The following is a 20137-nucleotide window of genomic DNA, read 5'->3' on the forward strand; positions in this document are numbered from 1 at the left end:
CGCCCCGTCCTCCAGCGCCCGTTTTCCAGGAGCCAGCTTCCCCATGTCCAAGCGCCACGTCATCGGACTCGCCGCCGCTCTCGCTCTCGCCGCGCCGCCGGCCTTCGCGGATGAAAAGCCCATCGTCATCGGCGTGCCGGTCGGCCTCTCCGGCGCGAACAGCGTCGTGGCGCCCTCGGTCGTCCAGTCGGCCGAACTCGCGGTCGAGGAGATCAACGCCAAGGGCGGCGTGCTCGGCCGCCAGCTCAAGCTCGAGATCGCCGACGACGCCTCGGGAGCGGCTGGCGCGCAGAAGGCGTTCGACTCGCTCATCTACCAGAAGAAGGTCGACGTCCTGATCTCGATGGAGACGAGCGCGGCGCGCAACGCCGGCCTTCCGGCCGTCACCAAGGGCCGGGTGCCGTACATCTACACCTCGTTCTACGAGGGCAAATCCTGCAACAAGAACATGTTCGTCAATGCCTGGGTGCCCGAGCAGCAGGTGCCGCCGGTGGTCGACGCCTTCAAGCTCAAAGGCGCTCAAAACTACTTCCTGATCGGCAGCGACTACGCCTTCGGGCGCGGCATGCTGGCCTTCACCAAGGAATATATCGGCAAGATCGGCGGCAAGGTCGTGGGCGAGGAATACCTGCCGATGGACGGCAGCGACTGGACCGCGATCATCTCCAAGCTGAAGGACTCCAAGGCCGACGCGCTGATCACCTCCACGGCCGGCGGCGCGCCGAACGTGACGCTGACCAAGCAGCTGCGCGGCGCGGGCGTCTCCCTGCCCTACGCCAATCTCGCGGTCGACGAGGGCACGGCGAAAAGCATGGGGGCGGACGCGGAAGGCATCTACCTCTCGGCCTCTTACGTCACCGGCATCGACAGCCCGGAGAACAAGACCTTCCTCGCCGCCATGGAGAAGAAGTTCGGCTCCGGCCTGAAGACCCCGAACGACCTTTCGGTGCCGCAATATGAGGCGGTCTATCTCTACAAGGCCGCGGTCGAAAAGGCCGGCGGCACCGAGACCGCCAAGGTGCTGGAGGCGCTTCCGCAGGTGAGCGTCACGGGCCCGCGCGGCGTCATCAAGATGGACAAGCAGCACCATGCGGCGCTGACCATGTATCTCGGCCAGGTGCAGGGCGACGGCTCGGTGAAGGTCGTCGGCACCTTCAAGGACGTCGATCCCGGCGAGCAGTGCCCGAAGCTGAAGTGAGGCGCCTTCTCCCCTCCCCCTTGCGGGGAGGGGCCGGGGGTGGGGGCGGCTCCGAATGAGGCGGAACAGGCGCCGCAGCGCTCTCCGCCGAGCCACAGCGATCGTCCTTGACCACCCCCGCGCTTACCCTCCCCGCAAGGGCGAGGGGCCGGATACGTCGCGTACAAACACCGGAGGACCTCCATGCTCCTCATCCTCGACGTCCTGACCACCGCCGGCATCCTGTTCGTGGTGTCGATCGGCCTGCTCGCGGTCTTCGGCGTGCTGAAGATCATCAATTTTGCGCACGGCGCCTGGCTCACCATCGGGGCCTATTGCGCGGTGATCGCGGCCGAGCTCGGCCTCAACCCATGGGCCGCGCTGCCGCTCGCCTTCGTGATCGGCGCGGCGCTCGGGGGCCTGGCCGAGCTCTTCATCATCCGACCGCTCTACCGGCGCCCGCTCGACGCGATCCTCGCGACCTGGGGCCTCGGCATCGTGATCGGCCAGCTCATCACGCTCGGCTTCGGCCGCGACGTGCAGATGACCCCGAATCTCTTCTCCGGCACGGTCGAGATCCTCGGCGTCGACTACTCGGCCTATCGCCTCGTCGCGCTCGGCGCGGCGCTCGTCATCGGCGTCGTGTTCGCGGCCGCGATGGAGGGCACCCGGCTCGGCCTCTCGGCGCGCGCCGTCATCATGAACGAGACGCTGGCGCGCGGGCTCGGCATCGACACGGTGCGGGTGCGCCTCGTCACCTTCATGGCGGGAGCGGGCCTTGCGGCGCTCGCAGGCGTGCTGCTGACGCCGCTCACCAGCGTCGACCCGAACATGGGCGTCGGCTGGCTGATCGGCGCCTTCATGCTGGTCATGGTGGCCGACGCCTCGCTCGTGGCGCTCGCCGTCGCCTGCCTCGTCTTCGGCGCGGCCCAGGTGCTGATCAGCACCTTCGTCAGCCCCATCCTCGGCAGCATCGCGATCGCGGTCCTCGCGGCGCTCGTGCTGCGCGTCAGCCCGAAAGGTTTTTCGCGTGCCTGACACGTCCGCACTCGCAACCGCCGCTCCGGCGGCCCGCAGCAGCCCACGGCTCTCGCGCGCCGCGCCCTTCGTGGTCGCGGGCCTCGCCGCCGTCGCGCTCTGGATCGCGCCGCTCGCGCTCGACACCTTCGCGGTCAACGTGCTCACGCGCTCGATGATCTACGCAATGCTCGCCGTGACGGTCGACCTGCTCTGGGGCTTCGCCGGCGTCCTCACCTTCGGGCAGGCCGCGTTCTTCGGCGTCGGCGCCTACGCCGCCGCCATGGCGCTGACCTATCTCGGCGCCGATCCCGTCTGGATGGTCGCCGCGCTCGGCCTTGCGGTCTTGGCGCCCGCCGTTCTCGGCCTCGCTGTCGGGTGGCTCTCCTTCTACCACCGCTCCACCGCGCTCTACGCTTCGGTGATCTCCCTCGTCGTCCCGATCGTCGTCGTGCAGCTCATCTATTCGGGCGGCGAGTGGACCGGCTCCTCGAGCGGGCTCGTGGGCTTCGACGTGCTGCCGCTGGAGCTCGAGGGCTTCTTCCGGCTGGCGGCGCTGGCGCTCGTCGCGCTCACGCTCGCGGCCTGGATCTTCGTGCGCTCCGACGCCGGCCGCGCGCTCGTCGCGGTGCGGGACAACGACGCGCGCTGCGCCTATCTTGGCCTCAGCCCCAAGCGCATCCAGATCGCGCTCACCACCGCGCTCGCCGGCGTCGCGGGCCTCGCCGGCTTCCTGTTCGCCAACGCCTCCTCGGTGGTCGCGCCCGAAAACGCCGGCTTCCTGTTCGGCACCGAGCTCGTGATCTGGGTCGCGCTCGGCGGGCGCGGGACGCTGCTCGGGCCGATCCTCGGGACGATCGCGATCGACTATCTGGCGGCCAATCTCTCGGGCGACCTGCCGTTCCTCTGGCAGCTTCTGCTCGGCGCGACCTTCGTGGCCGTCATCATCCTGCTTCCCGGAGGGTTGGCCGACCTTGCGCGGCGGGCCTGGGGCGCGACGCCGTTCAGCGGCCGCGCGGCCTTCGCGCCGGCGCTCGCGGCGCTTCCCGCCCGCCCGGCGCCCGACGCCTCCGGCGCGCCGCTGCTCAAGATCGAGGGGCTCGCCAAGTCCTATGGCGCGCTGACGGTGCTCGAGAACATCGACCTCGAGATCCGCGCCGGGGAGCTCGTCAGCCTCGTCGGCCCGAACGGCGCCGGCAAGACCACGCTGATGCGCTGCCTCTCGGACGGGACGGAGGACTTCCGGGGACAGGTCTCGATCGGCGGCGCCTCGACCGCGGGGCTGACGCCGAACCGCATCGTCGCGCTCGGCGTCGGTCGCAAGTTCCAGGTCGCGAGCGTGTTCGAGAGCCTCAGCGTCGCCGACTGCCTGCTGCTCGCGCGCGCCTCGAATGACGGCCTGAGCCCCTTTGGACGCGCCGAGACGCTCGCCCTCCCGCAGGCGGCGCTCGACGTGATGCGCATGACCGGGCTCGACCAGATGCTGGCGCTGCCGACGCGCCTGCTCTCCCACGGCCAGAAGCAGGCGCTCGAGCTCGCCATGGTGGTGGCGCTCGAGCCGCGGCTGATCCTGCTCGACGAGCCGACCGCGGGCCTCACCAAGGCCGAGCGCTCGACCATCGGCGCGGTGCTGAAGACGCTGACGGGCGAGCTCGGCATCGCCGCGGTCCTCGTCGAGCACGACCTCGACTTCGTGCGGCAGATCTCGTCGCGCATCGTGGTGCTGCATCAGGGCCGCCTCGTGCTCGACGGCGGCGTCGACGAGGTGGTCGGCTCCGAACTCGTCCGCACGATCTATTCGGGAGGCTCCCATGGCTGAGGCGGCGCGAGAGCTCGAAGCGGCGGCCGGCGCCGCGCTCGCCCTCGACGGGGTGACGAGCGGCTACGGCGCGGTCTCGATCGTGCGGGACGTGTCGCTCAAGGTCGCGCCCGGCGAGATCGTCGCGCTGCTCGGCAAGAACGGCATGGGCAAGACCACGCTGCTCAAGACGATCATGGGGCTGATCCCGTCGCGCGGCGGATCGGTCGCGATCGACGGGCAGGCGGTCGCGGGCATGTCGCCGGCGAGGCTCGTCGCGCTCGGGGTCGGCTACGCGCCGCAGGAGCAGCCGCTGTTCCAGGACCTGTCCATCCGCGACAATCTCCGCCTCGCGCTGCCGAGCGACCGCCTGCTGCCCGGCGCGCTCGACGTGGTCGCGGGCCACTTCCCGTTCCTGAAGGACCGGCTGGCGCAGAAGGCCGGCACGCTGTCGGGCGGCGAGCAGAAGATGCTGATCCTCGCCCGCGCCCTGATGCTCCGGCCGCGGCTGCTGCTGATCGACGAGATCTCCGAGGGGCTCCAGCCTTCCGTGATCGACCGCATCGCCGCCGCGCTCGCGGCGGTGCGCGGCGAGAGCGGCGCGAGCATGCTGATCGTCGAGCAGAACCTCGACTTCGCGCTGCGCGTCGCCGATCGCTGGGCGGTGCTCAAGCTCGGGGAGATCGACGACGAAGGTCCGGCCGATCCGGGCGCGCGCGAGCGCGTGCTTTCGCATCTGAGCGTCTGAACCGGCGGTCCGGGCGCTTCAGACGCCGCGGGTCAGCTTCAGCCATTTCCGGTAGCGCGAGGCCTTGGGCGCCGGCAGGCCGGCCTCCCGGCAGCGCCTGACCGTCTCGCGATGGGCCGCGGCGATCGCGCCGTGCGGCGGAGGCCGGACCGCCAGCATCTCGTCGGCGACCGCGTCCAGGATCGCGCTGCGGAGCGTCCCCTCCCCGGCCTTGAGCCGGCTGGTCCCGGCCTGCCAGCGCCCGATCTTTGCGAGCTGCCGCGGCGTCGGCCCTGGCGCGACCGGATCCGGCCGCGCGCGATCCCAGCCGGCGAGCCATCGTCTTTCCTCCGCCCGATGCGCCAGATCTTCGGGCGCGGCCCGGTCGTCGCCGGCCATGCGCGCGACGCGGCCCGCCTCGCCGAGCGCCGCCAGATGCGCGCGCAGCCGCCGCGCCCGCCAGGCGGGCACCGAGATCTCGAAATCGGGCGCGTCGTCGCTCAAGCCGCAGCTGTAGCGGCTCGCGCGGCGCCGCGCCACCGACGGCGAAACCGGCTGCGGGCGCCCGCAAATTCGCACGCTGAGTTTGCGCCGGGCCATGCGCGAAGCAGGCCGCGCGTCCCTTGCGGGCGACGCCACCCCTTTTTAGATGATAATCATAATACAAAGACGGCGACGCGCCGCTTCCTCCCAACCGCGACCGGCCAGGCCGGATCACAGGAGCATGTCATGACCCTCAATTACGCCGCCGGCGCCCTCGCCTTCGCGCTTCTCGCCTCGCCGACCTTGGCCGACACGCCGCCGCTCGGCGCTCCCAGCGAACCGACCGTCTGGGGCCACCGCGTCCATGCGCCGGAGCCCGCGCAGGAGATCGAGGCCGTCGGCCTCAAGCGCTCGACCGCGCCCGAAGCGCGGCCGGGCTTCGTCCCGAGCGAGCCGACGATCTGGGGCCATCGCCCCGAAGGCGGCCGCTGACGCCGGCGGGCATGGCCCGGACCCGGCCTTGCGCCGGATCCGGGCCGTGCGCCCGATCAGCCGGGCGGGCGCTTTGAAAGTTCAATCGTCAGATGATATGACATTCGTCATGATCTGATCGCCCGCGCGTTGAAAACGACGACCTGCGAGGCGACGCCGAGGACCACGACCATGCCGCTGAGCAAGGAGCACAAGGCCCAGACCCGCGAGCGCATCCTCAAGGAGGCGGGCGCGCTGTTTCGGCGCGACGGCGTCGAGGCGGTCAGCGTGCCGGCGCTGATGAAGCAGGCGGGCCTGACCCATGGCGGGTTCTACGCCCATTTCGCCTCGAAGGACGCGCTCGTCGCCGAGGCGCTCGCCGAGGCGCAGGAGCGGTCCTCGGAGTTTCTCCAGGGCGTCGCGAGGCACGCCAAGGATCCGGTCGCGGCCGTCGTCGACACCTATGTCAGCGCCGTCCATCGAGACCGGCCCGAGGGCGGCTGCGCGGTCGCCACGCTCGGATCGGAGGCGGCCCGCGGCGAGACCGAGACGAAACGGTCGATGGGCCGCGAGGTCCGCAGGACGGTCGAGCGCCTCGCCGAAACCCTGAAGCTTCCGGAAAGCCGGCACGACGACGCGATCGCGCTCTTCGCCGGCATGGTGGGCGCGCTGGTGCTGGCGCGCGCGAGCGCCGGCGACGCCGCGTTCTCCGACCACGTCCTCGAGGTCTGCCGCGACCGGATGAAGTCGCTTGCGCGCTGAGGCCGCCGCCGCCGGCTCCGAGACGCCCGTCGTCGACGGTCTGCCCGGCGCGGACCTCGATCCGCGCACCCGCGCGCTGCTCACCGCTCCGGTCGGCCCGCTCATCGCGCGCATGGCCTGGCCGAACCTCGTGGTCATGCTGCTGCAGGCCTCGACCGGCCTCATCGAGACCTATTGGGTCGGGCGTCTCGGCTCGGACGCGCTCGCCGGCATGGCGCTGGTGTTCCCGCCCTTCATGCTGATGCAGATGCTCTCCGTCGGGGCGATGGGCGGGGGCGTCTCCTCGGCGATCGCCCGCGCGCTGGGCGCCGGCCGGCGCGACGACGCCGACCGCCTCGCCTTTCACGGCGTCGTGCTGCTCGGCGCGATCGGGCTCGTCTTCTCCGTGCTGATGCTCGCCTTCGGCCGCCCGTTCTACCGGCTGCTCGGCGCAGATGGCGGCGCGCTCGAGGCCGCGCTCGCCTATTCCAACGTCGTCTTCGCCGGCAACGTGCTGCTGTGGGTCATGAACGCGCTGGCGAGCGCCATGCGCGGCACCGGCGACATGGTGGTCCCGGCGCTCGTCACCTGCTTCGGCGTCGCGTTGCTGATCCCGCTGTCGCCGCTGCTGATCTACGGCTACGGGCCGCTTCCCGGCTTCGGCGTGGCGGGCGCCGGCATGGCCATCGTCGCCTTCAACGCGCTCGGCTGCGCCTATCTCGCCTGGCGCCTCGCCTCCGGCCGCGCCGTGGTCCGGCCGACACGGGTCCCGATCGAGACACGCTTCTTCGCCGACATCTTCAAGGTCGGGGCGCTCGCCTCGCTGACCTCGATCCAGACCAACCTGATCTTCATCGTGGTGACGGCGCTCTCGGGCAAGATCGCGGGCGCGCCGGCGCTTGCGGGCTACGGCGTCGGCGCGCGGCTCGAATATCTGCTGATCCCGCTGTCGTTCGGCTTCGGCGCGCCGCTGGTCTCGCTCGTCGGAACCCATGTCGGCGCCGGGGAGATCGAACGCGCCAAGCGCATCGCCTTCACGGGCGCGGTCTTCGCCTTCGCGGCGGCCGAGACCATCGGGCTCGCGGCGGCCGCGTTCCCCGCGGCTTGGCTCGGAATCTTCGGCTCCGATCCGGCGATGATCGAGGCGGGGTCGGCCTATCTCAGGATCGCCGGCCCGGCCTACGGCTTCTTCGCCTTCGGCATGGCGCTCTATTTCGCGAGCCAGGGCGCGGGCCGGCTCGGCAAGCCGCTCGCCGTCACCGTGGTCAGGACCGCGATCGCGATCGGCGGCGCGGCGCTCGCCGCACATATGGGCGCGCCGCTCTGGACCATGTTCGCGGCGGTGACGCTCGCGATCCTGGTCTACGGCTCCGCCATGGGTTGGGTGACCTGGCGGGCCGACTGGAGCCGCGCGGCCGCAGCGTCGCGGGGAAGGCCATAACGCGGAACCTCCACGTCATGCCCGCGCCTTCGCGCGGGTATCCACGACTTGGACCTAGAGCTCGACGATCCCAGAAAGTCGTGGATACCCGGCTCCGCCGGGCATGACGGCTGCGGATCTTCAGACCGTCTCGGCCAAGGCCGGCTCCGCCATCTTCGCCTCGCTCCCCCCAAGCTCCACCCGCTGCGGCTCGAGCAGCGCGAGCCCCTGGTCGCGGATCGCGAAGCGCTGGATCCAGAAATAGGGCTCGCCCATCACGGGCGACGGCGCCGAGACGATGCGCAGATCTCCGCAGCGTCCCGTCCAGTCGATGTGGCGGTGGCCGTGCATGACGACGAGGCGCTTGGCGGCGGGCTTCAGCTGGCGCAGGAACCAGCTCCCGTTGATGAGCGCGGTGCCGATCCGCTCCGAGAGCGAGCGCGTCGCCCGCGGATATTCGACGAGATGGTGGTGGAGCGCGACGAGCCAACAGGCCTTCGGCGAAGCCTTGAGGATGGCGGTGAGCCGCCGCTCCTGCTCGGCCGGCATCAGGCCGAGCGCGTTGGTGAAGGAGAAATGGGTGTCGGCGTTCGAGTTCAGCAGGATGACGCCGAGCCCGTCCGGCGTCTGCGGCTCGAACGCCATCGGAAAGGCCTCGTCCCAGAGCGTGCGGATGTCGTAGGCGCGCTTTCCCCGACCGGTTCGCACGAAGGTCTCGACCGCCTCGGCGTGCGGCGCGAGCCAGTCGGTCAGCGTCAGCGGCCGCCGCTTACGCCGGCCGACCGACACCCGGTCGCCCTGAAGGCCGGCGAGCAGCGCGAGCGCCCGCATCTCCCGCAGCCTCTTGCCCGGCGAGAACGGCAGGTCGAGGCGCGCGGGATTGGAGCGGTCCACGACGTTGACGTCGTGATTGCCCGGCAGGAACAGCATGCGCTCGCGCAGGTCGGGGTCGAGCCGCTCGAGCGCCTCCAGGAACTCGGCCCATTCGGCCGAGCGGCCGGCGTCCGTCATGTCGCCGGTGACGAGGACGAGGTCGAGCGGCTCGGCGGCGTGCGCCCGCGCAAGCGCCTCGAAGGTCCGGGTCAGCCGCCCGTTGCCCTGCGGCCCGCTGCGCCCGCTCTCGATGCGGAAGCCGAAGCGCTCTCCGACGGCGTGGAGGTCCGACAGATGCGCGACGCGCCAGACCTTGCCGTCGCCCTCCTCGTCATAGGCGTCGAGATTGCTCGGCTGCGCCATGGCGGCGTCCGCCGCGCCCCAGGCGAGTGAGCCGACCGCGACATAGACGCCGAACAGCACCACGCTGTTGGCGAGCGAGGCGCCGAGCAGCGAGAGCGGAGACGCGAAGTCGATCCATGCGCCGATCCAGCTCGAAGCCGGCCAGGCGAGCCACGCCGCGACGCCGGCCGCGATCGACATCAGAACCGCGGCCGCGATCGCGGTGCCCTGCGCCACGCGCGCGCCGTCGCGCCGCAGCCGCCGCGACATCCGCTGGCCGATGAAATGCCGCATCGCCTCGCGGCAGAGCACGAAGCTCGGCTGCACCGCGAGCGCGTTGAGCGACCAGAAGCTGCGCTCGGCGAGCCGGAACGCCGGGCGGACGCCGAACCAGACCACGGCGAGCGAGGCGCCCACCACCATCAGCGGCGCGACGCCGCCGACGATGTCCGTGACGCTCGTCGACACGCTCGAGAACCAGGCGGTCGCCACGATCGGGGCCGCGCCGAGCAGGAGGCACGGCAGCCCGATCAGCATCATCCATGAGAGCGCGAGCTTCGGCAGGCTGATCTCGACCAGCACCCAGCCGGCGAGCGAGGCGAGCGACCAGAGCTTGGTGCTCGACGCGTCGTCCTCGATATCGCCTTGGCGCGGGTCGATCAGCGGCATGTCGGCGAGCTATCCGCCCCAAGCGGCCTTGTCCATCGGAACGCGCATGGCCTCAGCCGTCATAACGCGCGTCGGTGACCTTCTCCATGCAGTCGGCGACCTCGCCGTCGACTTTGCTGCAATGCGACATGGGCCGCCGACGGCCGGCGGAAAGCCGCCGGCCGCAGTCGTTCACGCAGTCGTCAGCGCCAGCCGAGCTCCGGCGCCACATGGGCGAGCAGGGCCTCGATCACATGCGCGTTGTAGGCGACGCCGAGCTGGTTCGGCACGGTGAGCAGCAGCGTGTCGGCCTCGGCGATCGCTTCGTCGGCCTTGAGCTGCGCGATGAGCTTCTCCGGCTCGGCCGCGTAGGTGCGGCCGAACACCGCCCGCATGTTGTCGATGACGCCGACCTGGTCGCTGTCCTGTCCGCGGCCGAAATAGGCGCGGTCCTCGTCGTTCACGATCGCGAAGATCGAGCGCGAGACGGAGACGCGCGGCGCGCGCGTGTGGCCGGCCTCCTTCCAGGCCTCGCGATAGAGCCGGATTTGCTTGGCCTGCTGGACGTGGAACGGCTCGCCGGTCTCGTCCTTCTTGAGCGTCGAGCTCTGCAGGTTCATGCCCTGCCTGGCCGCCCAGACAGCCGTGTCGTTCGAGGCCGAGCCCCACCAGATCCGCTCCCGCAGGCCTTCAGAATGCGGCTCGATCCGCAGCAGGCCGGGCGGGTTCGGGAACATCGGCCGCGGATGCGGCTCGGCGAAGCCCTCGCCCTTGATGACGTTGAGGAACACCTCGGCGTGGCGGCGGCCCATGTCGGCATCGCTCTCGCCTTCGGCCGGCGCGTATCCGAAGTGGCGCCAGCCGTCGATCACCTGCTCGGGCGAGCCGCGGCTGATGCCGAGCTGCAGCCGGCCGCCGGCGATGAGGTCCGCCGATCCGGCGTCCTCCGCCATGTAGAGCGGGTTCTCGTAGCGCATGTCGATGACGCCGGTGCCGATCTCGATCCGGCTGGTCCTCGCGCCGACGGCGGCGAGCAGCGGGAACGGCGAGGCGAGCTGGCGCGCGAAATGGTGGACGCGGAAATAGGCCCCGTCCGCGCCGAGCTCCTCGGCCGCGACCGCGAGGTCGATCGACTGGAGCAGCGTGTCGCCGGCCGAGCGCGTGCCGGAATGCTGCGAGGGCGACCAGTGGCCGAAGGACAGGAACCCGATCTTCTTCATCGCGACGCCGCCGCCGGCGAGATGAACCGGCGACGTCTCCTTGTTGGGTGAGGCGCCGGAACTCGGCGCGACCGCAATGTCGTGTCGGCGCGCCTCCATCGCCAATGCGCCGGCGAAATCGAACGATCTCGCCAGCGCATGACTGTCTCAGGTTTCTCTCGTCAGAACTGGACCCCGCGCGTCAGGCCGCCGTCGACCAGCATGTCGGCGCCGGTGGTGAAGCTCGAGGCGGGGCTGGCGATGAACACGACGGCCTTGGCGATCTCGTCCGGGCGCGCCATGCGGCCGAACGGGTTCGTTGCGAGGCACGTCGCGAAGGTCTCGGGCTGCTCGCGCTCGATCTGGCCCCAGACGCCGTCGGAGAAATAGACGTTGCCGGGCGAGACCGTGTTGACGCGGATCCGGTCGGCGGCGTGGCGGTTCGACAACGTCTTGCCGTAGTGGATGAGCGCGGCCTTCAGCGCGCCGTAGGGCTCGCCGAACATGTCGCTCTCGCGCCCCGAGACGCTCGAGATCAGCACCACGGAGGCCGCGTCCGAGCGCTTGAGGTAGGGCAGCGCCGCCCCGACCATGCTGACCGTGCCGAGCAGATCGATGTCGAAGGCCTTGCGCCAGGTCTCGAGTTCGCCGCCGACCGCGAGCGCGCTGACGTTCGGCACCACGATGTCGACGCCGCCCATGCGCTCGGCGCAAGCCTCGATCCAGTCCTTCACGGCCGCGGGGTCGGCGACGTCGACGGCGGAGCCGAAGGCCTTGTCGCCGAGCGCCTGTTCGGCGCTGCGGACGCCCTCCTCGCCGCGGGCGCAGAACGCGACCGTCGCGCCTTCGACGAGAAAGCACTCGACGATGGCGCGGCCGATGCCGCGCGAGCCGCCGCTGACGATGACTTTTCGGCCGCTGAGCCCGAGATCCATGCTGAGTCCTCGATCAAATACATTGCAGGAGATGCGCCGAACGGCGCCCGCGCGCCGTCAAGCAAGTTTTGTGCAGCGTTCGGAAAGGCTTAAATCGCGGTCGCGTCTCAGTCGCCTCAGGCCGGTTCGGCGAGCCGCATGGGCCGGCCGACCACCCGTTCGCACCAGGCGGCCGTGCGCAGCAGATTGGCGTCGTCGAGGTCGCGGCCGACGAGCTGGACGGCGAGCGGCAGGCCGCCCGAACCGTCGCCCGCCGGAAGCGCGAGCGCCGGCAGGCCGAGATAGGTCCACGGCACGCAGAACCGCGGATCGCCGGTGAAGGCCAGCCCCTTCGGCGCGACGCCGGTCGCGGCGAGGGTGAGAACCGCGTCCCGATCGCCGATCCACGCGGCGGCCGCGCGCCGCAACCGGCTGCGCCGCCGCTTCTCCTCGACATAACGCTGCGCCGGGATCCTCGCCCCGTCGGCGACCAGCTCCCTGATGGCGGGGCCGACCGCCCCGGGGCGCTCGGCGATCAGCCGCGAGAACACGTCGGCGGCCTCCGCGGCGAGCAGGACGCGGGCGCCGGCGGGAATCTCGGCGAACGCGTCCGGCGGGGTCAGCTCGTCGACGCGCGCCCCGGCCGCCGCGAGGTCCGCCGCGACTTTCTCCAAGAGGTCGCGCTGCTCGCGGTCGGCGAGGTCCCAGTCCGCTGTGCGCAGAAGGCCGATCGACGGCGGCCCGTCGCGCTCGGCGAGCGCCTGCGGCAGCCCCGGAATGTCGCGGCCGTCCTCGTCCTCGTCCGAGACCGCCGCGAGACGCCCGATCGCGAAGGCGGCGTCCCCGACGTTCCGGGCGAAGACGCCGATATGGTCGAGCGAGGGGCTGAGCGGATGCGCGCCGGTCCGCGGGATCGCGCCGAAGCTCGGCTTGAAGCCGACCACGCCGCAATAGGCCGCGGGCCTCACCACCGAGCCGAACGTCTGGGTGCCGAGCGCGAGCGGAACGAAGCCCGCCGCGACCGCGGCCGCCGAGCCGCTCGACGAGCCGCCGGGCGTGTGGCCGAGGCTCCAGGGATTTCGCGTCGCGCCGGGATCGCGCCAGGCGAACTCCGTCGTCACGGTCTTGCCGAAGACGGACGCGCCCAGAGACTTGAGCCGCGCGACCGCCCAGGCGTCGCGCTCGGGACGATGGTCGGCGAAGCCCGCCGAGCCGTAGGTCGTGGGCACGCCGCCGACGTCGATGAGGTCCTTGATCCCGACAGGGACGCCGGCGAACGGGCCCGCCGCGGGCGACGCCTCGCCGGCGCCCCCGGCCTCGGGCAGCCAGCCGAACGCCTTCACCTCGCCGTCGAGGCGCCGTGCGCGGTCGTAGAGCGCCCCGACGTAATCGGAGAGCGCGAACCGGCCCTCGTTCAGTCCGGAGACCGCCTCGCGCAGCCCGAGCTTCGCCAACATCGCCGGTCCTTTCGCAGTCTCGCCGCCGGCCGCGACTTTGGCCGCAGCCCCGCCGGGCGTCCACCGACGGGCGCGCGATCAGCCGCCATATTGCGCGTCGGCGACGTGTTCGAGCCAGTCGACCGGCGAGCCGTTCAGCTTCTCCTGGATCGCGACGTGGCTCATCGCGGTGGTCGCGGTCGCGCCGTGCCAGTGCTTCTCGCCCGGCTCGAACCAAACGACGTCGCCGGGCCGGATCTCCTCGATCGGGCCGCCCTCGCGCTGCGCCCAGCCGAGGCCCGAGACGACGAGCAGCGTCTGGCCGAGCGGATGGGTGTGCCAGGCGGTGCGCGCGCCGGGCTCGAACGTCACGAGCGCGCCCGCGACACGGGCGGGTTCGGGCGGGCTGAACAGCGGGTCGATCCGCACGCGCCCGGTGAAATACTCCGAAGGGCCCGCGCCGGACGGCTGCGACCCGCTTCTCCTGATGTCCATGATGCGACCTCACGCTCGCCGGCGACGCGGAAAGCGGGCCGGACGCCCCGGACCTAGCGCGGCGCCGCGCCAAACGAAGACGGCCCGCCTGAACGAACAGGCGGGCCGCGGCGTCTTGGTAAGCGCGGAGGGCGTCAGCCCTTCACGAACGCCAGCAGGTCGGCGTTGAGCACGTCGGCGTTGACCGTCAGCATGCCGTGGCCGAAGCCCGGATAGGTCTTGAGCTCGCCGTTCTTCAGCAGCGGGGCCGAGAGCTTCGCGCTGTCGTCGATCGGAACGATCTGGTCGTCCTCGCCGTGCAGCACCAGCGTCGGCACGGTGATGGCCTTGAGATCCTCGGTCTGGTCGGTCTCCGAGAAGGCCTTGATCCCGTCATAGTGGGCCTTGGCCCCGCCCATCATGCCCTGCCGCCACCAGTTCCAGATCACGCCCTGGTCGACCTTCGCGCCCGGCCGGTTGTAGCCGTAGAAAGGACCGCTCGGAACGTCGAGGAAGAACTGCGCGCGGTTGGCCGCGAGGCCCGAGCGGAAGCCGTCGAACACCTCGATGGGCAGGCCGCCGGGATTGCTCTCGGTCTTCAGCATCAGCGGCGGAACGGCGCTCACCAGAACCGCCTTGGCGACGCGGCCGTTCGGCTCGCCGTGCTTGGCGACATAGCGGGCGACCTCGCCGCCGCCGGTCGAATGTCCGATGTGGACCGCGTTCCTGAGGTCGAGATGGTCAGCCACCGCGGCGGCGTCGGCCGCGTAGTGGTCCATGTCGTGGCCCTCCGAGCCTTGCGCCGAGCGGCCGTGGCCGCGCCGGTCATGGGCGACGACGCGATAGCCGTTGTTCAGAAAGAACAGGACCTGCGCGTCCCAGTCGTCCGACGAGAGCGGCCAGCCGTGATGGAACACGATCGGCTGCGCGTCCTTGGGCCCGAGGTCCTTGTAGAAGATCTCGACGCCGTCCTGCGTGGTGACATAGGCCATGATGTCTCTCCTTGAGTGGCCGGGGCTCTTGGCTACCGGCGTTTCGTTTCGATGGAGAGACAGATAGATGGCGGCCGGCCACATTCGGATTGGCGCGATCGACAGACTTCGGGCCATAACTGACAAATGACCCAGAAAGCTCCGATCGCCGAGATCGCCGTGCTGATCTATCCGGGCGCGCAGCTCGGCGCGGCGCACGGACTGACCGACCTGTTCTCGGTCGCAAACTTGATGGCGAGCCGCAGGCTCGGCGAGGCTGCGCCGAGGCTTCGCTACAGCCACTGGCGGGCACGCGAGGACGGAAGTGGCGCGGAACGCGTCTTCGACAGCGACCCGGGGATGGCCGGAGAGCCGGACTTCGTGATCATGCCGCCCGCGGTCGTGGCGCCCATCACCGCCGAGGAGGCGGCCCCGCTCGCGCTCTGGCTTCGCGACCGTCACGAACGCGGGGCGACGCTCGCCTCGGTGTGCGCCGGCGCGTTCCTGCTCGGCGAGACCGGCCTGCTTGAGGGTCGCGCCGCCACCACCCACTGGTTCTACGCCGAGGACTTCGCGGAGCGCTTCCCGAGCGCGCGGATGGACGTCGACAAGCTCGTCATCGACGACGGCGACCTCATCACCGCGGGCGGCATCATGGCCTGGACGGATCTCGGGCTGAAGCTCGTCGACCGCCTGCTCGGGCCCACCACGATGCTGGAGACCGCGCGCTTCCTGCTCGTCGACCCGCCGGGCCGCGAGCAGCGGCACTACAGCCTGTTCTCGCCGAAGCTCAGGCATGGCGACGAGGCGGTGCTCAAGGTCCAGCACTGGCTGCAGGCGACCGGCGGCCGCGACGCCTCGCTCACGGCCATGGCCGAGAAGGCGGGGCTGGAGCCGCGCACCTTCCTGCGCCGCTTCCACAAGGCCACGGGGCTGAAGCCGACCGAATATTGCCAGCACCTGCGCGTGGGGAAAGCGCGCGAGACGCTTGAGACCAGCACCCGACCCGTCGAGCAGATCGCCTGGGACGTCGGCTACGAGGATCCGGGCGCGTTCCGGAAGGTCTTCCTCAAGGTCACGGGCCTTGGCCCACGCGAGTACCGCCAGCGCTTTGGACTGGCGGCCGTGCGGGAGGCCTGAGCCGCCGGGTCAGTTGATCAGCGGGTCGGCCCGCAGCCGCTCGACCGCGAAATCCACGAAGGAGCGCACCTTCGCGGCCGCGCCTCGGCCCTCGACATGCACGACGTGGATCGGCAGCGGCGCGGGCTCGAAATCTTCGAGCAGCACGACGAGCCGGCCGTCGCGCAGCGCCTCGGCCACCTGATAGGACAGGACGCGCGTCACCCCCCAGCCGTCGATCGCGGCCGAGATCGCGGCCTCGTTGACGTTGCAGGCGAGGCGCGGCGTCACCGTGACGGCGACGTCGCGGTCGCGCCCGAACCGCCATTCGGACGCGCCGGAATGGGGAACCGCCACGACCCGATGCTCGGCGAGGTCGGCGGGCGCGCGCGGCGCGCCGTGCTCGGCGACGTAAGCCGGCGACGCGCACACCACCCGGCGTACGGTTCCGCAGCGGATCGCCGCGTGTCCGGAATCCGCCATCCGCCCGATGCGCACCGCCACGTCGACGCCTTCGTCGACGATGTTGACCACCCGGTCGAGGAACAGCGCCCTGCCCTCCACCGCCGGGTTCTCGTCGAGATAGCGGGTGAGGATCGGCAGCACGTAGATGCGCCCGAACAGCACCGGCGCGGTCACGGTCAGCAGGCCGGTCGGCCGGGCGTAGGAGCCGCCCGCCGCGGCGTCGGCGTCGGCGAGGTCGGCGAGGATGCGGCGGCAGTCCTCGAGATAGCGCGCTCCGACGTCGGTCAGCTTCACCAGACGTGTGGTGCGCGTCAGCAGCCGCGCGCCGATCGCGTCCTCGAGCGCCGCGATCGCACGCGTCACGGCCGGAGGGCTGAGCGCGAGCCGCCGCGCGGCCTCCGCGAAGCCGCCGGTCTCGGCCACCTTCACAAACACGCCCATCGCCTGAAGCCGGTCCACGAGCGCCCCTCACAATTCCAATTATCGGAACAGTGCCTTTCCCATTATGGCGCTTATCACCCCAGACCGAAACGCTCATCTTCGTACCGTCAGGCGGACGATGGTCCGTCGGAAACTGCCGAGGGAAGGCAAAGCCATGAAGCTCCACCACCATCCGCTGTCGGGCCATTCGCACCGGGCGCGCCTGTTCCTGTCGCTCGCCGGGATCCCGCACGAGCTCGTGCAGGTCGATCTCGCCAAGGCCGCGCACAAGTCGCCGGAGTTCCTGAAGCTCAACTCGTTCGGGCAGGTGCCGGTGCTGGTCGACGGCGACGTGGTGGTGCCGGACTCGATCGCCATCATGGTCTATGCGGCCAAGAAGTTCGGGAAGACCGAGTGGCTGCCCGAGGATCCCGCCGAGGCCGCCGCGGTGCAGCGCTGGCTCTCGGTCTCGACCGGCCAGATCTTCAACGGACCCTGCGTCGCCCGCCTCGTCACCGTGTTCGGGATGAAGTTCGACGCCGCAGAGGCGATCGAGCGCGCGCACGCGATCCTCAAGCTGATCGACGCCGAGCTCGAGGGCCGGGACTGGATCGCGACCGCGCGGCCGACCGCCGCCGACGCCGCGCTCTACAGCTACATCGCCAACGCGCCCGAGGGGAACGTCGACCTCTCGGCTTACGCCAACATCCGCGCCTGGCTGTCGCGCGTCGAGGCGCTGCCCGGCTTCACGCCCTTCCAGAAGACGCCCGTGGGCCTTGCGGCCTGAGGGGTCTCCTCGTCGTGCCCGAGCCTGTCTCGGGCATGACGGCGGCGGCGATCAAAGCCAGACAGCTACGGAAAACAAGGGAGACAGCTATGGACGGCTTCGCCCCGACCGACATCGGCTCGCCCTGGCATAAGGGCGAGATCGAGATCCAGCGCAGCGCCGGCGTCGTCGAGCAGATGGCGGCGGTCGGCCGCCGCCATCTGCTCGACCACCTGATCGACCAGCACCGGGCCTTCTACCCGCAGCTGCCCTTCGTCGCGGCGGGCGCGGTCAATCCGCAGGGCGACGTCTGGGCGACGCTCCTCGCCGGCGAACCGGGCTTCCTGCGCTCGCCCGATCCTTTGACGCTCGCCGTCTCGACGGCGCGCGACCCCTCCGACCCCGCTGACGCCGGGCTCGAGGACGGCGACGCCGTCGGCTTGCTCGGGATCGAGCTCCACACCCGCCGGCGCAATCGCCTGAACGGGATCGTCGGGCGCCGCTTGCCCGAGGGCTTCGTCGTCGAGGCGCGCGAGAGCTTCGGCAACTGCCCGCAATATATCCGCCTGCGCGACTTCCGCTTCGTCCGCGATCCTGCGGCGCGGAGCGGCGTCACGGCGCAGACGCTCGACACGCTCGACGACGAGGCGCGCGCGATGATCGCGGGCGCCGAGACGCTGTTCGTCGCCTCCTTCGCGGACGATCCCGACGCCGGGCGGCGCGTCGACGTCTCCCATCGCGGCGGCAAGGCCGGCTTCGTGCGGGTCGACGCCGACGGAACGCTCACGATCCCGGATTTTGCCGGCAACAACTTCTTCAACACGCTCGGCAACATCCGCGCGACGGGGACGGCCGGGCTCGCCTTCGTCGATTTCGAGACCGGCGACATGCTGCAGCTTTCCGGCGACGCCGAGGTCGTGCTGGACGCGCCCGAGATCGCGGCCTTCACGGGCGCCGAGCGGCTGCTGCGCGTCCGCCCGCGCCGCATCGTCCGCCGCCTTGACGCGCTGCCGCTGCGCTGGACATCGCGCACGGACGGCGCCTCGCCCAACGTCGCCCTCACGGGCGACTGGGCCGAGACGGCGCGGCGCGTCGAGGCTTCCGGGCGGCCCAACGAGTGGCGCAGGCTCAAGGTCGCGCGCATCGTCGAGGAAAGCGCGACGATCCGCTCGCTCCATCTGGAGCCTGCCGACGGCGGCGCGGCGCTCCCGCACCTGGCGGGCCAGCACCTGCCGGTGCGGCTCGGCGCGCCCGGCGACGCCAAGAAGCTGAGGCGCGCCTACACGATCTCGACCGCGCCCTCGGACGGCGTCCTGCGCATCAGCGTGCGGGCGCAGGGGCCGGGCTCGCGGCGCCTGCACGCGCTCGAAGTCGGCGACGAGATCGAGGCGCTCGCCCCGGCCGGCGACTTCACGATCGACGCGCGCGAGCGGCGGCCGGCGGTCATGCTCGCGGCCGGCGTCGGCGTCACCCCCATGATCGCGATGCTGCGCCATCTCGTGTTCGAGGGATTGCGGACGCGGCGCACGCGGCCCACGACGCTGTTCTACGCCGCCCGCTCGCGCGCCGAACGCGCCTTCGACCGCGAGATCGCGCGCCTCGTCGAGGTCGCGGGCGGCGCGATCGAGGTCGTGCGGCTGCTGAGCGACGTTTCCGACGCGGTGGAAGGCCGCGACTACGAGGTCGCGGGGCGGCTCGATCTTTCGGTCGTGGCCTCGTACGCCCCGCTCGCCGACGCCGACGTCTATCTCTGCGGCCCGGCAGGCTTCATGCAGGAAATCCGCGCGGGGCTCGAAAAGCTCGGCGTCGCCCAAGACCGCGTCCATGCGGAGGCCTTCGGGCCCGCGCCGGCCGTCGGCGTCCCGACGGAGTCGGTCGCCGAGGGTCCGGTCGAGGTGTCGTTCTCGCGCGCCGCCGCCGCGCGCTGGACGCCGGGCGCGGGGTCGCTGCTGGAGCTCGCCGAAAGCGCAGGGCTCGCGCCGCCCTTCAGCTGCCGGTCGGGCGCCTGCGGCTCATGCCGCGCGCGGGTCGTCTCCGGCGCGGTCGCCTATTCCGCGCCGCCGCTCGCGCCGCTCGGGCCCGGCGAGGCGCTGCTCTGCGTCGGCGAGCCGGCCGCGTCCGGCGGAGATCGCCTCGAGATCGAACTCGAGGCCTGAGACAGGCCTGCAGCGCAGAGCGCGACCTCGACGTCGCTTTCGCCGAGGCCGCGGCCGTCCTGGGCCCGAAGCTCCAGTTTCGCGAGCGGACGCCGGTCGCGCGCGTCTACCACCGAATAGCGCGGCTCGTCGGCCTCGAAGAGATGCTCGGCGCTCCATTGCCCGAGCGCGACGAGCACCGGGCGCAACGCAAGGCCCTTCTCGGTCGGCGCATAGTCCTTCTGGCCGCCCGGCGCGACCGAGACCTCGAGGATCCCGTCGGCGACGAGGCGTTTCAGCCTCGCCGCCAGAATGTTCTTGGCGGCGCCGAGGCTCTTCTGCAGCTCGCCGAAGCGGCGCTTTCCCGACAGCACGTCGCGCACGATCAGCAGCGACCACCAGTCGCCGATGACGTCGAGGGCCCGCGCGACCGTGCAGGCGTCGTCGCAAAAACTCTTCCGCTTCATGCCTCACGCTCTGCGGATCCGCGCGTCGCCGCGCCGCCGCTCCCCTCTTCGTTGCGGCGCGGCCGGAATTTCAA

At 71.2% G+C, this 20137-nt stretch carries 19 protein-coding genes; 10 read left to right on the forward strand and 9 right to left on the reverse strand.

Annotation, left to right across the window (positions count from 1 at the left end):
- Positions 1-43: 43 nt before the first annotated feature.
- The 4 genes from ACFOWB_RS01235 (at position 44) to ACFOWB_RS01250 (ending at position 4740) form a co-directional block, all read left to right on the forward strand.
- Entirely contained in the window at positions 44-1198 is a 1155-nt protein-coding gene (locus tag ACFOWB_RS01235) for a substrate-binding protein (RefSeq protein WP_378145238.1), read from the forward strand.
- A 183-nt stretch (positions 1199-1381) separates the two neighbouring features.
- Positions 1382-2215, forward strand: coding sequence for a branched-chain amino acid ABC transporter permease (locus ACFOWB_RS01240; protein WP_261401691.1), 834 nt, complete (start codon positions 1382-1384; stop codon positions 2213-2215).
- 70 nt (positions 2216-2285) lie between these two features.
- Positions 2286-4013: a branched-chain amino acid ABC transporter ATP-binding protein/permease gene (locus ACFOWB_RS01245; RefSeq protein ID WP_378146058.1), complete on the forward strand. Its 1728-nt coding sequence runs from the start codon at positions 2286-2288 to the stop codon at positions 4011-4013.
- Positions 4006-4740: an ABC transporter ATP-binding protein gene (locus ACFOWB_RS01250; RefSeq protein WP_261401689.1), complete on the forward strand. Its 735-nt coding sequence runs from the start codon at positions 4006-4008 to the stop codon at positions 4738-4740. The genes ACFOWB_RS01245 and ACFOWB_RS01250 overlap by 8 nt, the downstream gene beginning before the upstream one ends.
- 18 nt (positions 4741-4758) lie before the next feature.
- Here the strand turns inward: ACFOWB_RS01250 and ACFOWB_RS01255 are convergent, their stop codons facing one another.
- Complete coding sequence (locus ACFOWB_RS01255; RefSeq protein ID WP_378145241.1) at positions 4759-5259, reverse strand: hypothetical protein; 501 nt, start codon at positions 5257-5259, stop codon at positions 4759-4761.
- Between the two features lie 189 nt (positions 5260-5448).
- Between ACFOWB_RS01255 and ACFOWB_RS01260 the strand changes: the two genes are divergently transcribed.
- From ACFOWB_RS01260 to ACFOWB_RS01270, 3 genes are all read left to right on the forward strand, one after another.
- A complete protein-coding gene (locus tag ACFOWB_RS01260) occupies positions 5449-5694 on the forward strand; it encodes a hypothetical protein (RefSeq protein WP_261401687.1) in 246 nt (81 codons plus the stop codon).
- Positions 5695-5865: 171 nt separating this feature from the next.
- Complete coding sequence (locus tag ACFOWB_RS01265; RefSeq protein ID WP_261401686.1) at positions 5866-6435, forward strand: TetR/AcrR family transcriptional regulator; 570 nt, start codon at positions 5866-5868, stop codon at positions 6433-6435.
- The gene (locus tag ACFOWB_RS01270; protein WP_261401685.1) at positions 6425-7855 is read left to right on the forward strand and encodes an MATE family efflux transporter; all 1431 of its coding nucleotides are present in this window, start codon (positions 6425-6427) and stop codon (positions 7853-7855) included. Before ACFOWB_RS01265 ends, ACFOWB_RS01270 begins: the two co-directional genes overlap by 11 nt.
- Positions 7856-7975: 120 nt before the next feature.
- Here the strand turns inward: ACFOWB_RS01270 and ACFOWB_RS01275 are convergent, their stop codons facing one another.
- From ACFOWB_RS01275 to ACFOWB_RS01300, 6 genes are all read right to left on the reverse strand, one after another.
- Positions 7976-9718, reverse strand: coding sequence for a metallophosphoesterase family protein (locus ACFOWB_RS01275; RefSeq protein WP_378145244.1), 1743 nt, complete (start codon positions 9716-9718; stop codon positions 7976-7978).
- A gap of 182 nt (positions 9719-9900) precedes the next feature.
- Positions 9901-10917, reverse strand: a complete 1017-nt coding sequence (locus tag ACFOWB_RS01280) for an LLM class flavin-dependent oxidoreductase (RefSeq protein WP_378146060.1) — start codon at positions 10915-10917, stop codon at positions 9901-9903.
- 161 nt (positions 10918-11078) lie between these two features.
- Complete coding sequence (locus ACFOWB_RS01285; RefSeq protein WP_378145247.1) at positions 11079-11831, reverse strand: SDR family NAD(P)-dependent oxidoreductase; 753 nt, start codon at positions 11829-11831, stop codon at positions 11079-11081.
- A gap of 116 nt (positions 11832-11947) precedes the next feature.
- The gene (locus ACFOWB_RS01290) at positions 11948-13267 is read right to left on the reverse strand and encodes an amidase (protein WP_378145249.1); all 1320 of its coding nucleotides are present in this window, start codon (positions 13265-13267) and stop codon (positions 11948-11950) included.
- A 78-nt stretch (positions 13268-13345) separates the two neighbouring features.
- Complete coding sequence (locus ACFOWB_RS01295) at positions 13346-13741, reverse strand: (R)-mandelonitrile lyase (RefSeq protein ID WP_261401682.1); 396 nt, start codon at positions 13739-13741, stop codon at positions 13346-13348.
- 134 nt (positions 13742-13875) lie between these two features.
- Positions 13876-14712 (reverse strand): alpha/beta fold hydrolase, encoded by an 837-nt coding sequence (locus ACFOWB_RS01300; protein WP_378145252.1) that lies wholly within the window; start codon positions 14710-14712, stop codon positions 13876-13878.
- Positions 14713-14838: 126 nt separating this feature from the next.
- Between ACFOWB_RS01300 and ACFOWB_RS01305 the strand changes: the two genes are divergently transcribed.
- Positions 14839-15831: a GlxA family transcriptional regulator gene (locus tag ACFOWB_RS01305; RefSeq protein WP_378145254.1), complete on the forward strand. Its 993-nt coding sequence runs from the start codon at positions 14839-14841 to the stop codon at positions 15829-15831.
- A gap of 9 nt (positions 15832-15840) precedes the next feature.
- Here the strand turns inward: ACFOWB_RS01305 and ACFOWB_RS01310 are convergent, their stop codons facing one another.
- On the reverse strand, positions 15841-16734 hold the full coding sequence (locus ACFOWB_RS01310) for a LysR family transcriptional regulator (RefSeq protein WP_378145256.1): 894 nt from the start codon (positions 16732-16734) through the stop codon (positions 15841-15843).
- A 136-nt stretch (positions 16735-16870) separates the two neighbouring features.
- On the opposite strand from ACFOWB_RS01310, the gene ACFOWB_RS01315 reads away from it, so the two are divergent.
- Complete coding sequence (locus ACFOWB_RS01315) at positions 16871-17482, forward strand: glutathione S-transferase family protein (RefSeq protein WP_261401681.1); 612 nt, start codon at positions 16871-16873, stop codon at positions 17480-17482.
- A gap of 89 nt (positions 17483-17571) precedes the next feature.
- Entirely contained in the window at positions 17572-19617 is a 2046-nt protein-coding gene (locus tag ACFOWB_RS01320; RefSeq protein WP_261401680.1) for a 2Fe-2S iron-sulfur cluster-binding protein, read from the forward strand.
- On the opposite strand, the gene ACFOWB_RS01325 is transcribed toward ACFOWB_RS01320, so the two are convergent.
- Entirely contained in the window at positions 19509-20063 is a 555-nt protein-coding gene (locus ACFOWB_RS01325; protein ID WP_315855056.1) for a winged helix-turn-helix transcriptional regulator, read from the reverse strand. The two genes, ACFOWB_RS01320 and ACFOWB_RS01325, sit on opposite strands and share 109 nt — an antisense overlap.
- Between the last annotated feature and the right edge of the window lie 74 nt (positions 20064-20137).

Origin of the sequence: Chenggangzhangella methanolivorans, assembly GCF_042648545.1 — a bacterium.
Lineage (GTDB): Bacteria > Pseudomonadota > Alphaproteobacteria > Rhizobiales > Methylopilaceae > Methylopila > Methylopila methanolivorans.

Excerpts from the sequence above, each read along its gene's own strand:
- ACFOWB_RS01235 (WP_378145238.1), top strand. The coding sequence starts at position 44 with ATGTCCAAGCGCCACGTCATCGGACTCGCCGCCGCTCTCGCTCTCGCC.
- ACFOWB_RS01240 (WP_261401691.1), top strand. The coding sequence starts at position 1,382 with ATGCTCCTCATCCTCGACGTCCTGACCACCGCCGGCATCCTGTTCGTG.
- ACFOWB_RS01250 (WP_261401689.1), top strand. The coding sequence starts at position 4,006 with ATGGCTGAGGCGGCGCGAGAGCTCGAAGCGGCGGCCGGCGCCGCGCTC.
- ACFOWB_RS01260 (WP_261401687.1), top strand. The coding sequence starts at position 5,449 with ATGACCCTCAATTACGCCGCCGGCGCCCTCGCCTTCGCGCTTCTCGCC.
- ACFOWB_RS01265 (WP_261401686.1), top strand. The coding sequence starts at position 5,866 with ATGCCGCTGAGCAAGGAGCACAAGGCCCAGACCCGCGAGCGCATCCTC.
- ACFOWB_RS01275 (WP_378145244.1), bottom strand. The coding sequence starts at position 9,718 with ATGCCGCTGATCGACCCGCGCCAAGGCGATATCGAGGACGACGCGTCG.
- ACFOWB_RS01280 (WP_378146060.1), bottom strand. The coding sequence starts at position 10,917 with ATGAAGAAGATCGGGTTCCTGTCCTTCGGCCACTGGTCGCCCTCGCAG.
- ACFOWB_RS01285 (WP_378145247.1), bottom strand. The coding sequence starts at position 11,831 with ATGGATCTCGGGCTCAGCGGCCGAAAAGTCATCGTCAGCGGCGGCTCG.
- ACFOWB_RS01290 (WP_378145249.1), bottom strand. The coding sequence starts at position 13,267 with ATGTTGGCGAAGCTCGGGCTGCGCGAGGCGGTCTCCGGACTGAACGAG.
- ACFOWB_RS01295 (WP_261401682.1), bottom strand. The coding sequence starts at position 13,741 with ATGGACATCAGGAGAAGCGGGTCGCAGCCGTCCGGCGCGGGCCCTTCG.
- ACFOWB_RS01300 (WP_378145252.1), bottom strand. The coding sequence starts at position 14,712 with ATGGCCTATGTCACCACGCAGGACGGCGTCGAGATCTTCTACAAGGAC.
- ACFOWB_RS01305 (WP_378145254.1), top strand. The coding sequence starts at position 14,839 with ATGACCCAGAAAGCTCCGATCGCCGAGATCGCCGTGCTGATCTATCCG.
- ACFOWB_RS01315 (WP_261401681.1), top strand. The coding sequence starts at position 16,871 with ATGAAGCTCCACCACCATCCGCTGTCGGGCCATTCGCACCGGGCGCGC.
- ACFOWB_RS01320 (WP_261401680.1), top strand. The coding sequence starts at position 17,572 with ATGGACGGCTTCGCCCCGACCGACATCGGCTCGCCCTGGCATAAGGGC.
- ACFOWB_RS01325 (WP_315855056.1), bottom strand. The coding sequence starts at position 20,063 with ATGAAGCGGAAGAGTTTTTGCGACGACGCCTGCACGGTCGCGCGGGCC.